The organism is Thalassococcus sp. S3 (assembly GCF_004216475.1).
GTDB lineage: Bacteria > Pseudomonadota > Alphaproteobacteria > Rhodobacterales > Rhodobacteraceae.
Genome location: NZ_CP022303.1, coordinates 1,062,164 through 1,075,184, shown reverse-complemented (window position 1 = coordinate 1,075,184; position 13,021 = coordinate 1,062,164). Strand labels below are relative to the sequence as shown.

Below are 13,021 nucleotides of genomic sequence, written 5' to 3'. Positions count from 1 at the left end.
TCGAGAAGAAGATCATGCCGCCTCTCCCATCGCCGCGTGCAGCGCGTCCGTGGCCTCGCGGGTATGGGCCGCGTAGTCGGCCGAGGTGCGGAACACGTCGTCGCGTGGATAAGGGGCATCCACGCTCAGTTCACGGATCACCCTGCCCGGCCGGGCGGCCATCACCACGATCCGGTCGGACAGGAACACGCTTTCGAAAACGGAATGGGTGACGAAGATAACCGTGCAGCCGATTTTTTCTTTCAGCTCCAGCAGATCGTTGTTCAGCTTGAAGCGTGTGATCTCGTCCAAAGCGGCGAAGGGTTCGTCCATCAGGATCAGCCGGGGCCGCGTGACCATGGCCCGCGCGATCGAGACGCGCATTTTCATGCCGCCCGACAATTCACGCGGGTAAGCGTTCTGGAAATTCTCTAAACCGACCAGCTTCAATGCCTCTAGGATCTCGTCCTTGACCGCGTTGTAGCTGCGGCCCTGCAACCGGAAAGGCAGCCAGACATTCTGTGCCACCGTCGCCCACGGCATGAGGGTAGGTTCCTGAAAGACCACACCCAGATCACCATGATCGTGGCGCCCTTCCCAAGCGATCCGCCCCGCTGTCGGATGCAGCAGGTCCGAAATCAAGCGCAATGCGGTGGACTTGCCACATCCGGACGGGCCGAGCAGCGAGATAAAGTCACCCTGTCGCACGTCGAGAGACATGCCTTTCAATGCCACAACCTGCCCGGCAAAAGTCTTGTCGACCCCTTCCATACGCAGAAGGAGCGGACGGGCGTCTTTCGGAGCGGCAGCGGTCATCGACGTCTTTCGGATGTCAGGCACCGGGACGCGCACGTCCCGGCGCGGAAAGGCTCAGTTGCCCGGGCGCAGATCCATTCCAACCTTCTGGTTGGTGAATTCCAGCGTATAGGCGGATTGCCAGTCGAGCCCGTCTTCCAACACACCCGCATCGACCATCTTCTGATAGAAATCGCCAATCACTTCGTCCGTCATCGAACCGATGCCCAGCTCAAGGGCCGCGCCGCTGTCCACGATGCCTTCATCCCGCATCATGGCCTTGGCAAAGTCGATCTTGTCCTGCGTCATGTCCGGATTGGCTGCCTTGATAAGTTCATCCGCCGCACTGCTGTCGCCATAAAGGTAGTTGTACCAGCCGGTCAGCGAACCATCGACGAAGCATTTCACCTTTTCCGGCTCATTCTCGATCGTGTCCGCCATCGTCTCGATGGTTGTGGCGTAGGAAGAATAGCCCGCGTCGGCGATCAGGAAGACGTTGGGCTCAAACCCCGCTTCCTTTTGCACCAGGTATGGCTCGGAACTCAGATAGCCCTGCATCCCCTTGCGCTTGTCGGCCAGGAAAGGCGCGGGGTTGAAGGTATAGGGCTCCCGCTGTTCGACGGTGAAGCCGTGCTCCGCGATCATCCACTGATAGTAGGAGGTAAAGCCATTGTCGCCGATCAGCAGCGTGAGGTCTTTCAACTCTTCCCAGCTATCCGCCTCGCCGGGATGGGCCACGATGACCTGCGGGTGTTTCTGAAAGATCGCCGCGACCGAAACGACCGGGATCCCTTCCTTCACCGCGTTGAAGGCCTGCAGCATGTCGCCGCCCATGTGGAAGTCGATCCGTCCTGCCAGCATCAGCGCGCGGTTGTTCACCTGCGGGCCGCCCGAGATAATCTCCACGTCCAGTCCGCATTCCGCATAGGTGCCGTCCGCCACAGACTGGTAAAACCCGCCATGTTCGGCCTGCGCCAGCCAGTTCGTACCAAACACCACTTTCTCACCATGATCGTCGGCCGTGGCGGCAGATGCCGCCAGTCCCATGGCCACGATCATTGGTGCAAGCTTAAAGTGAGACATCCCCATCCTCCTGTCATATCTGCGCATCAGACGCTGGTGCGACCGTCGCAGAATGCAAATTCTATGAACACGACCCTAGAGCCACGGGACAATGTTGCAAGAAATATGCACGATTGCCGACAGGCTGCCCAAAAAAGAAGCGCGTGCGCGGTCACGCGCCGTCACGACGGTAGATGAAACAGCGGCCCTCCACCGCGCCCTCTGGCAAAGGCTGTTGGCTGAGCCGCTCGAAATACATCCTGTCGGACGACACCATCATACCGCCAATCGCCAACATCGGTTCGATCAGGGGCGAGATCTTTCGGGCAAAGAGATCGTTCTTTTCCCGGTTGTGGCCGCCCAGATCCGCATGGATCAGACTTGCGGTTGGGCCCCAGCGCCCAAGAATATCCGGCAGGGTGTCGGTCACCTCGCCCAGGATCAACCGATCTTCGGGCGGAGTGGAATCGGGATGCGACGCGACGGCTCGCTCGAAAACATAGATATCCCGGGACAGACCTTTCTCGCGCAAATGATGATAGGTGCGTCCATTCCCCAGACCCAGTTCGTAGATCGGGCCCTGCAAATCCTCGGTCTCGGCGACGGCGAGATCCAGGCAGGCGCGTTGCGAAACCATGCGGTCAATAAACAGGTCGAGGCGGCTCATCTTTTGCTCCTTGCATGGTCCGGCACCGCCCTGATGCCAGAGACGCGGTGCGATGTGTAGGCCATGACGCAGCGGAGCGCATCACGATTTGGGGTTTGACACATGTGTACGACCGGGGCGAATGTGAAGATAAGATTCCGTGCCGGTGTCCGTGTTGGCGCGATTTATGAGTAAAAAACCGGGTGGATTCGGAAAAAATGACCGCTGTGCTGACCGTTGAGGACCTCAGCATCGCCTTTCGCGATGCAGATCCGGTTGTGCAGAATGTCAGCTTTTCGGTGAACGCGGGTGAAACGCTCGCTTTGGTGGGTGAATCCGGGTCGGGCAAGACGATCTCCTGCCGGGCCATCCTGCGCATCCTGCCCAAATCCGCGCGCCTTACGTCGGGCCGTGTCACGCTGAACAGTCGGTCCGGTTCACTGGTGCTTTCGGATATCAGCGAACGTCAGATGCGGTCGGTTCGCGGCAACCAGGTGTCGATGATTTTCCAAGAGCCGATGCGGTCGCTGTCGCCGCTGCACCGGATCGGCAACCAGGTGAGCGAAGTGCTCTGCCTGCATGACCGCCTCAGCATGGATGACGCACGCAAGCGCGTCCTGGAGACATTCGAGCGCGTGGGCTTTCCGGATGCCGAGCGCGCATACGCGGCCTATCCGTTCGAGCTGTCCGGCGGCATGCGCCAGAGGGCCATGATCGCGATGGCCATGGTGTCCAGGCCCGAACTCATGATCGCGGATGAGCCGACGACAGCGCTTGACGTCACGACGCAGGCCCAAGTGCTTGGCCTGATCAAGGACCTGCAAAGGGACCTTGGCATGGCTTTGATCCTGGTCACCCACGACCTGGGTGTCGTCGCCAACATGGCCGAGCAGGTGGTCGTCATGAACAAGGGTCGCGTCATGGAGGCGGGACCGGCAAAGGCCGTGCTGCAGGACCCGGCCCACGGCTATACCCGAAAACTCTTTGCCGCGGCGCCCAGCATTCCAGACGTCGCCAAGCCCGCCCCGGCGCCGGTGCGCAACGATCTCATCCTGGAGATGAGAAATGTCTCGAAGACGTACAAGATGCGGGGCGGCATGGCCTGGCAGCCCAGCCTTTATGTCCACGCCTGTCGCGGCGTGGATTTGACCGTGCCACGGGGCAAGACCCTTGCCATCGTGGGCGAAAGCGGGTCGGGCAAGACCACATGCGCCCGTATCGCCCTGGGTGCAGAGAAGCCCGACGAGGGGAGCCTCGTGACGTTTCACCCCGACAGGGACGGACCCGCGATACCGGTCCATGACATGGACCGCAGGGCACGGATCGAATTTCAGAAAAAGGCGCAGATGGTCTTTCAGGACCCTTATTCGTCGCTCAGTCCGCGCATGCGGATCGTGGATGCCCTGACCGAGCCAATGGAGATCCACAAGATCGGCAATCGCAGCGAACGGCGGGACCGCGCGGCGGAGATGCTGAAATGGGTCGGTCTGAAACGCGATATGCTCTATCGCTACCCACATGCGTTTTCTGGCGGTCAACGGCAGCGCCTGTCGATTGCGCGGGCGCTCACGCTCGATCCGTCTTTACTGGTTTGCGATGAACCGACCTCCGCGCTTGACGTCTCGGTTCAGGAACAGATCCTGACCTTGCTGGAAGACATCCGGGATCGCGCGGGCCTGTCTTATCTTTTCATCAGCCATGACCTTGCCGTTGTGGCACGGATTGCCGACGAAGTGGCCGTGATGCGGCAAGGGCTGGTCGTGGAACAGGCGCCGCCCGCGACGCTCTTCTACAATCCCAAACACCCCTACACCAAGGCGCTGATTGCCGCCCAGCCCGAACCGGATATCGGGCGCCCCATCGATCTCAAGCTTGTCGCGCACGGCGCGGGAAGCCCGGAAAGCTGGCCCGATGCTTTCCGGTTCACCCGAGACCAAGCTCCAAACCTGACCGAGGTTGAGCCAGGCCATAAGGTACGCTGCTATGTCTAGGACCGCACTGTCGAAGACCTTTTTTGCCCTGTTTTTCGGGATCTGCATTGCATGTCTGGCGCAGCCGACATTGGCGCGACCGGTTCTGCAGGAGACCCCGTTCTGGAGCGACGAAGTCGAAAAGGGCGATATGCCAGCCATTGACGAACGGGTCCCCGACCTGCCGCTTATCGTCGAGCTGGAGGCCAAGGGTCGCACCTTGGGCATCCCCGGAGGGACCGTTCGCACGATGGTGTCGCGCTCCAAGGATATCCGGCAAATGGTCGTTTACGGTTATGCGCGTCTGGTGGGGTATGATCACGAATACAATCTAGTGCCCGATCTGCTGGCCGCGGTCGAGAAAATCGACGAGCGCAAGTTCATCTTCCGTCTGCGCCCTGGCCACAAGTGGTCGGACGGACACCCCTTCACCTCGGCCGATTTTGAATATTGGTGGGTGCATGTCGCCAACAACGAAGAGCTAAGCCCAAGCGGCCCGTCAGAGCTGATGCGGGTGGATGGTCAGATGCCGGAGGTTACCTTTCCGGACGAGCATACGGTCATCTTTGAATGGCAGGCGCCGAACCCCTATTTCCTGCGCGCCCTCGCACAGGCAAGACCGCCGTTCATCTACAGGCCCGCCAATTACCTCAAACAGTTTCATGCGTCCTTTGCCGACCCCGAAAAGCTTGCCGCCGCGATCGAGAAAAAGCGCGTCCGCAGCTGGGCCGCTTTGCACAACAAGCTCGACAATATGTACAAGTTCGACAACCCGCTGTTGCCCACCCTTCAGCCGTGGATGAGCGCGAGCGACAAGAAGTCGAGCCGACACATTTTTGTCCGCAACCCCTACTATCACCGCATCGATGCCAATGGGGTGCAGCTGCCCTATATCGATGTTGTCGAGATGAACGTGGTCGGCAGCGGCCTGATCGCGGCCAAGACCAATGCGGGGGAAGTCGATCTTCAGGCCCGCGGCCTCAGCTTTCGGGATATATCCGTCCTCAAGAAGGGGGAGACCGATGGGGGCAATTACAAAACACTGCTCTGGGCCAACGGGGCGGCATCGCAGATCGCCATCTATCCCAATCTGAACTTCGCGGATGATGTCTGGCGGGACGTTCTGCGGGACGTCCGCGTCCGGCGCGCTCTCTCCCTGGCCATCGACCGGCGGATGATCAATCGCGCACTCTATTTCGGGCTGGCCAAGGAGGGGGGGATGAGCGTGCTCTCCCGCAGCCCCTTCTTTGACACGGCCAATCTGTCGGCCTGGGCGCTCTATGACCCGGACATGGCCAACGCGCTTCTGGACGAGGCGGGCCTTGCCGAACGCGGCCCCGACGGGATCCGCCTTCTGCCGGATGGACGACCGATGGAAGTTGTCATCGAAACCGCCGGCGAACGGCAGGAAGTCGAGAATGCATTGCAGATCATCACAGATACCTGGCGCGATGTGGGCGTGAAACTTGTCATGCGCCCGCTGGACCGCGACATTCTGCGAAACCGCGTGAACGCCGGCGTCACGATGGCCGCCGTCTGGTTTGGCTGGGACAACGGTCTACCGCAGCCCTACACGTCTCCCGACTACCTGGCACCGATGCATCAGGAGTTCTTTGCCTGGCCGAAATGGGGCCAGTTCTATCAAACGCATGGCGAAGCAGGCGAAGCGCCCGACATGGATGCCGCTCAGGTTCTTATGAAGCACGCGAAAGCCTGGGAACACTCTCAATCCGACGAAGAGCGTGCGCGCATCTGGCAAAAGATGCTGAAAATCCATGCCGATCAGGTGTTTGCCATCGGTCTGATGGCCGAAGCGCCGCAACCCGTCGTGGTGTCGAACCGGCTTCGGAACGTGCCGGAACGCGCCACCTGGTCTTGGGATCCGGGCTCGCATTTCGGCATCTATCGGGTTGATGAGTTCTATTTCGCGCCCGAGGCCGCCGAATGATCATACTCCGCTACGCGGTCTACCGTCTGATGACGATGCTGCTGACCCTGCTTGTCGTGTCAGCCCTCATCTTCATCATCATCAATCTGCCGCCCGGCGACTATCTGTCAAACCAGATCAATGAGTTACGGGCCACGGGACAAAGCCAGGGCGTGGCGCAGGCCGAGTTCCTGCGCAGCGAATACGCGCTCGACCGGCCGCTTTGGGAACAGTACCTCATCTGGATCGGGTTCGCGCCCGGTCCCAACGGGTTCTCGGGGCTTATCCAGGGCGATTTCGGCTGGTCGTTCGAATTCGATCAGCCCGTGGCCGAGATTGTTGGCGACACGCTCTGGCTGACCGTTCTGGTCAATCTGGCGGCAGTGCTCTTTGTCTATATGGTCGCTTTACCCCTGGGGGTAATCGCCGCTGCGCGGTCCAAAAGTTGGGTCGATTATTCCGCCGCCTTCGTCGGATATCTTGGGCTGGCCACACCCAACTTCCTGCTTGCGCTGATCCTGTTTTACTACGGCAACAAATACTTCGATCTGCCCATCGGCGGGCTGATGGCTCCGGAATTCGAGGGCGAGCCGATGAGTTGGGACAAGGTGCGGTCCATCCTGGTGCATCTGATCGTCCCGACCTTCGTCATCGGGACGTCCGGCGCGGCGGCCATGATGCAACGGCTGCGGGCGAACCTGCTGGATGAGCTGGGCAAACCTTATGTCGAAACCGCGCGGGCCAAGGGGCTAAGCCCGGCGCGTATGCTGACGAAATATCCGCTCCGTATGGCCTTCAATCCTTTTGTCGCCGATATCGGCAACCTGCTGCCCGCCATGGTGTCGGGATCGGTCCTTGTCTCTGTCGTGCTTGGCCTTCAGACCATCGGTCCTGCCCTTCTGGCGGCACTCAAAAGCCAGGACCAATTTCTTGCAGGGTTCATCTTGATGTTCGTGGCACTGCTCACATTGATTGGAACGATGATATCGGACGTTCTTCTCATGCTGCTCGATCCGCGCATCCGATACGGAGCCCGTGAGACATGACCACCTTGCCCGACGGCCGCTATGTCGATGATGCGCCCTATGATCCGAACGAGAATATCAACCGGATCGAGCGGGCGGATATGGATGCGCCGAACTGGCTGCTGGTGTGGCGGAAGTTTCGCAGTCACAGGCTGGGCCTGATCTCGGGGATCTTCCTGCTGTTCAGCTATCTGATGCTTCCATTCGCGGGCTTTATCGCACCCTATACGGCCAACGAGCGGAACGCCGACTACCTCTACGCTCCGCCGCAATCCATCAACTGGTTCCACGAGGGCGAGTTTGTGGGCCCGTTCGTCTATCCCCGAACGGCGCTTGTCGATCTGGAAAACTTCCGCTGGCAATATGAAACGGACCTCTCCCGTCCCATGCCGCTGCAGTTTTTCTGTCGCGGCGGAACATACCGGCTCGCAGGCCTTGTCAGCACCGACCGGCATCTCTTCTGCGCGCCGGAAGGTGCGACGGTTTTCCTCCTGGGCTCTGACAGGTTGGGGCGGGATGTTTTCAGCCGCATTCTTTACGGCGCACAATTATCGCTGACGGTGGGGCTGATCGGCATCTCGGTCTCTTTCTTCCTTGGCATCGGCTTTGGCAGCATCGCGGGCTATTTCGGCGGCAAGATTGACTGGCTTATCCAGCGCACAATCGAAGTTCTCAGGTCTTTGCCCGAATTGCCGCTCTGGCTTGCATTGTCTGCGGCCGTACCGTCCAATTGGGGGCCGGTGGCCGTTTTCTTCATAATCTCGATCATCCTGGGCATCCTGGATTGGCCCGGCCTCGCCCGGGCGGTGCGGGCCAAGTTCCTGTCACTGCGTGAGGAAGAATATGTGCGGGCAGCGGAAATGATGGGGGCCTCGTCGGGCCGGGTCATCCGACGACATTTGCTTCCGAATTTCGTCAGTCACCTGATCGCCTCGGCTACACTCTCCATCCCTGCGATGATCCTGGGTGAGACGGCATTGAGCTTTCTTGGCCTTGGCCTGCGGGCGCCCGCGGTCAGCTGGGGCGTGATGCTCAACGACGCTCAGAACCTCGCAAATATCGAGATCTATCCATGGACGGCAATCCCGATGCTGCCGATCGTGATCGTCGTGCTGGCGTTCAACTTTCTTGGCGACGGTCTCAGGGACAGTCTGGACCCCTATGAAAACTAGCCGGGCCATCTTTGCTGCCTGGCACGGGAACTGACCGTGCCGGCTTTGCGTTTACCGAAAAGAGGAACGCGAAGGAGAGCGGAATGGACGTCGATACGATCCCGAGCCACGAAGCACTGATAAAACTTCAGACTATCGTCACGCGCAGCCGCGATGCATTGTCGGGATATTCGATCATCGTGGACGAGGCCGAGCCGGAAATACGCGCCGTCGCACAAAGTTTGCGCGGACTGCATGAGAACCATGTGGCGGAATTGTCTGGTATGCTGCGAGGGTTCGGCGTCACACCAGACCTGAACGGGTCTTTGATGCCTACCGTCAACGACACCATGATTTCGTTGCAAGCCCTTGTCGGAGACGTGGATGCAGACGCTTTGGAGCGGATGTATGAAAGCGAAGTCGAAGTTCTCAAAAGCTTTGACGAGGCGCTTGAGGAGATGATGGGATTTCCGCAATGCCATGCCATCTGCGCGATGCGGCATGATCTGGCACAGCTTCTCAAGCACTCGAAGGGATCGGAGTGACGGCTCGGATTACCTGTCGTCTCCCGACCCTTCGTGGACGTCCAAAAGATCCTCGTCCATCGCTGCCTGAACGGCGCCGGTCACAGCCTCTTTTTGCTTTGGCGTCATCGGGCCATTCGGCTCATCGGCCAGCCTGACCGTCACCTCGCGATGCGCGAATTTGATGCCTTCCTTTTCAAAAAGATCCCGGATTTCCTGGAAGACCTTCTTGCGGACAAGCCATTGATCACCGGGCTTGGTCATGAACTTCACCCGAATGATCATCGCGCTGTCCTGCATCTCGATCACGCCTTGCGATTTGAGCGGCTGAATGAATGTATCTCCGATCACCGGGTCGCTGAGCAAGTCCTGCCCCAGCTTCTTGATCAGCTTGCGCACCTTCTCGACGTCGGTGTCGTAGGTCACGCGCAACGGCAGCTTCATCATCACCCAGTCTCGTGAGTAATTGGTCAGCACTTGAATTTCGCCAAACGGGATCGTGTGCAGAGCGCCCAGATGATGGCGAAGCTGAAAGGAGCGGACCGAGATTTTCTCGACCGTCCCTTTCACGTCACCGATGTCGATATATTCCCCTTTGCGGAATGCATCGTCGAGCAGGAAAAAGGCCCCGGAAAAGATATCCCTCACAAGGGTCTGCGCCCCAAAGCCCACGGCAAGGCCGACAACACCGGCCCCGGCGAAAAGCGGGCTGACGTTGATCCCCAGCTCAAGCAGCGCAACCAGAATGATCGACACCACAACGACCGCCAGGATGAAGTTGCGGAAAAGCGGCAGGAGCGTGGCAAGCCGGCTGGCACTTGATGCGCCACCGCCTTCGTCGCCCAATTCCGCCTCGGGCATGTCGCTGGTTTCTTCCGCGATCTTGCTGTCGATCCAGATGCGGAAGACGTGGTAGACGATGTATCCGATGAACATGATAAAGACGACGTCAAGCGCCCGGTCGACAGCGGAATCCATCAGAATGTCGTTGTCGCTGTCCCAGATGCGGATCAACGCATAGCTGCCCGCCACAAAGGCAAGGATACCCGAAACGCGATGGGCCAATTGCTGATAGGTCGTCATTCGGTGCTGTTCTTGCGGTAGGATCTGCTCCTCGGCAGCCTCATCCGTATCCGCATCCCCGCCGGCCTCGTTCAAGGCTTGCAGCCTGCGCGACCGTTCGAAGTAGCTTTCGATGAGATAATTGATCACGCCGTAGACCACGATGATCGACAGAAGCACGCCATAAGCGCCAGCAATCAGCGGGATGGAGGTGTCTTGCTCCAACACCAGGTCGAAGGCCAGTTCGAACCATCCGAAGATGAAATAGCCGATGACCACCGGGGCCCAGAGATAGGACAGATAACGCGTCAGCCAGGGCACCTCGTCCGCGGGGCGCCCGTTGCGGATCGCGTTCGAGATGGCCGCCTTGTTGAACAGCACCATCAGGATCTCGGCAAAGAGCACCACCAGCGAAAGCGCGCCGTAGACGATCGCATAGACGTTATAGTTCAGCCCGAAATCGGCCAGCCAGGTGCTGAACATGATGACCGAGATATCCAGGGCGGCTGTCCAGAACAGGAAATGATACAGGCGCTTGGCATCCCGGTCCGAAAACTTCGGGATCCGGTATTGACTGAGAAACGGCGACAGAACCATGCGCCAGAGATCCCCGACCGTCCGCGCAAGAAAAAACGTCACGTAGATCGCGGTGATCGTGAATTGAAGCGAAAGATCCTCGACCGGCCCAAAGATGAGCGATCCTAGGACATAGGCCACGAGCATGGTGACCAACGTGCCCCCGATCCCCATGATAAAGCGGAAGACGAGAAAGGGCATCTTCTCGCGATAACCCTGCGGGTTTTCAAGGATCCGCGCGACCACAAACCGGCGGGCAAAGCGTTTGCCGTAAATCTCGACAGTGACCACCCGCCCCACGGCGAACAGGATAACGCTCCAGAACAGCGCCTCGACATAGGTCATGATCCGACCGTCGGGGCTTGTCGCTCTGAGGATGTAGGCGACCTCGTCCACAGAATCCGGGAAGGCAGCCAGCCGTTCCTCTAGCGTCTCGCGAAAGGCCTGCGTCCGTGCCTGGACTTTCATCAGCTCAGACGCGCCCTCCATGCCCATGCCGGGCGCCTCTTCCGGCTCGACCTCGGGCGGCGGCGCCGAAAGGAGGGTTCCGTTGCCATCGACCACGATAACACTCAGCCCGGCTTCGGCGGCTTCGCGCAGCGTCTCTGCCAGATCGTTTTCAGGGGGCGTTTCCGCTGTCTCCCCCGACGAGGTCCCAAGGCCCAAGAGGCTTTGCGCTTGCGCCGGGAGGCCTCCGGACAGGCCGACGATCAAGGTAAAGAGAGCCGCAAGAAACAAACGCATTATCGAAACCTCGTCCTCACGCAAAAAAGCCAGCGCGTCGTTGCATGTCTGCAAGATTAAAGCCCGAAAAGGCCATCTCCGTCGATCACGAAGGCTCACAACATGTCCGATAAGGTGGCCGAAATGGCACATTCCGGAATGTGCGATTGCATTCCAGACGGTTTTGAATACCTAGGCGTGGAGATTGATGAGGTCCGAAGGCAAGTTCGGACGAGAGGGGTCGCACGATGCACCCTCGCCATCGAAACGCGCATGGGGTGGCGAAATGGCAAGGGATTTGGCGAAAGAACAGATCGCCGTTCTGGGTCTGGGATATGTCGGCTTGCCGCTTGCGCTGGCCCTGGCACGCGCGGGTTTCGACACGCTTGGTTTTGACACCGATACAGATCTGGTCTCCGGTCTGACGGCAGGGCAGGACCGCAATGGAGAAGTGTCCGAGACCTCGCTGAAGGCGACAAACGCCCGGTTCAGCACCTCTTCGCAGGACCTTGCGGGCTGCACCGTCTTCATCATTGCCGTTCCGACGCCAATCACGGACGCCCGCAAGCCCGACCTGTCTCCGCTTCTGTCGGCTTGCGCGATGATTGCCCCGCATCTGACCGAAGGCGCATTGGTGGTTGTTGAATCCACCGTCTACCCCGGCGTGACCGAGGAGATCTGCGGCCCAGCGCTGGCAGACGGAAGCGGGCTGAAACTGCGTGAGCAGATAAAGCTTGCCTATTCACCCGAACGCGTGAACCCCGGCGATGCCGAACATTCGATGGAGAATGTCGTCAAGATCATCTCGGCCCAGGACGACGAAACCCTTGACCGGGTCGAGGCGCTTTATACCCCCGTCGTGAAGTCCGGGCTGCACCGTGCCAGTTCTATCATGACGGCTGAGGCAGCCAAGGTGATCGAGAACACGCAAAGGGATCTCAACATCGCTCTTGTGAACGAGTTTTCGCTGATCTTCTCGCGTCTCGGCCTCGACACCCTGGAAGTGCTGGAAGCCGCTGGGACGAAATGGAACTTTCTACCCTTTAAGCCGGGATTGGTCGGGGGGCACTGCATTGGCGTCGATCCCTATTATCTGACCTACCGCGCGGAGCAGCTTGGCTATCACCCGGAGGTGATCCTGGCCGGTCGCCGCATCAACGATCAAATGGGCAAGCATGTCACCCAGACGCTGATCAAGGAAATGCTGGCCCGGAAAATGGATCTTTCCCAAGCCCGCGTTTTGATCATGGGGTTCACCTTCAAGGAAAACTGCGCCGATACACGCAACACCCGCGTAGCCGATATCTTTGAAGAGCTTGCATCCTATTCGGTGTCCGCGGACCTTTATGATCCGTGGGTCGATGCGGCCAAAGTGGGCGAAGAGCACGGGGTGAACGTCGTCGAAAGCCCCCAAGAAGGGGCCTATGATGCCGTTATTGTGGCCGTTGCTCATCACCAATTCGTCACAATGGGAAGCGATGCCATCCGCAGGCTGGGCAAAACGGGGGCCGTTCTTTATGACATCAAGGGGATATTCGGCAAATCAGGCGCCGACCTGAGGCTTTAGTCCGACCTGGCACA

The 13,021-nt window shown here is 59.4% G+C and carries 10 protein-coding genes; 6 read left to right on the top strand and 4 right to left on the bottom strand.

Going from position 1 to position 13,021, the window contains the following annotated elements:
• Positions 1-12 precede the first annotated feature (12 nt).
• The 3 genes from CFI11_RS05535 to CFI11_RS05525 all read right to left on the bottom strand — a co-directional run bounded on the left by CFI11_RS05535 (position 13) and on the right by CFI11_RS05525 (position 2,503).
• A complete protein-coding gene (locus tag CFI11_RS05535) occupies positions 13-795 on the bottom strand; it encodes an ABC transporter ATP-binding protein (RefSeq protein ID WP_130403863.1) in 783 nt (260 codons plus the stop codon).
• Between the two features lie 54 nt (positions 796-849).
• Positions 850-1,857, bottom strand: coding sequence for an ABC transporter substrate-binding protein (locus CFI11_RS05530; protein ID WP_130403861.1), 1,008 nt, complete (start codon positions 1,855-1,857; stop codon positions 850-852).
• 151 nt (positions 1,858-2,008) lie between these two features.
• A complete protein-coding gene (locus tag CFI11_RS05525; protein ID WP_130403859.1) occupies positions 2,009-2,503 on the bottom strand; it encodes a class I SAM-dependent methyltransferase in 495 nt (164 codons plus the stop codon).
• Positions 2,504-2,700: 197 nt separating this feature from the next.
• On the opposite strand from CFI11_RS05525, the gene CFI11_RS05520 reads away from it, so the two are divergent.
• The 5 genes from CFI11_RS05520 to CFI11_RS05500 all read left to right on the top strand — a co-directional run bounded on the left by CFI11_RS05520 (position 2,701) and on the right by CFI11_RS05500 (position 9,100).
• Positions 2,701-4,473 carry an ABC transporter ATP-binding protein gene (locus tag CFI11_RS05520; protein WP_130403857.1) on the top strand — a complete coding sequence of 591 codons (1,773 nt, stop codon included), beginning with the start codon at positions 2,701-2,703 and terminating at the stop codon, positions 4,471-4,473.
• A complete protein-coding gene (locus CFI11_RS05515) occupies positions 4,466-6,400 on the top strand; it encodes an ABC transporter substrate-binding protein (protein ID WP_130403855.1) in 1,935 nt (644 codons plus the stop codon). Before CFI11_RS05520 ends, CFI11_RS05515 begins: the two co-directional genes overlap by 8 nt.
• Positions 6,397-7,425 (top strand): ABC transporter permease, encoded by a 1,029-nt coding sequence (locus tag CFI11_RS05510; protein ID WP_130403853.1) that lies wholly within the window; start codon positions 6,397-6,399, stop codon positions 7,423-7,425. The genes CFI11_RS05515 and CFI11_RS05510 overlap by 4 nt, the downstream gene beginning before the upstream one ends.
• On the top strand, positions 7,422-8,576 hold the full coding sequence (locus CFI11_RS05505) for an ABC transporter permease (RefSeq protein WP_130403851.1): 1,155 nt from the start codon (positions 7,422-7,424) through the stop codon (positions 8,574-8,576). The genes CFI11_RS05510 and CFI11_RS05505 overlap by 4 nt, the downstream gene beginning before the upstream one ends.
• Before the next feature lie 83 nt (positions 8,577-8,659).
• A complete protein-coding gene (locus CFI11_RS05500) occupies positions 8,660-9,100 on the top strand; it encodes a DUF2383 domain-containing protein (RefSeq protein ID WP_130403849.1) in 441 nt (146 codons plus the stop codon).
• A 9-nt stretch (positions 9,101-9,109) separates the two neighbouring features.
• Here CFI11_RS05500 and CFI11_RS05495 read toward each other — a convergent pair whose 3' ends face one another.
• The gene (locus CFI11_RS05495; RefSeq protein ID WP_130403847.1) at positions 9,110-11,461 is read right to left on the bottom strand and encodes a mechanosensitive ion channel family protein; all 2,352 of its coding nucleotides are present in this window, start codon (positions 11,459-11,461) and stop codon (positions 9,110-9,112) included.
• Between the two features lie 265 nt (positions 11,462-11,726).
• Between CFI11_RS05495 and CFI11_RS05490 the strand changes: the two genes are divergently transcribed.
• A complete protein-coding gene (locus tag CFI11_RS05490) occupies positions 11,727-13,007 on the top strand; it encodes a nucleotide sugar dehydrogenase (RefSeq protein ID WP_130403845.1) in 1,281 nt (426 codons plus the stop codon).
• Positions 13,008-13,021: the final 14 nt, after the last annotated feature.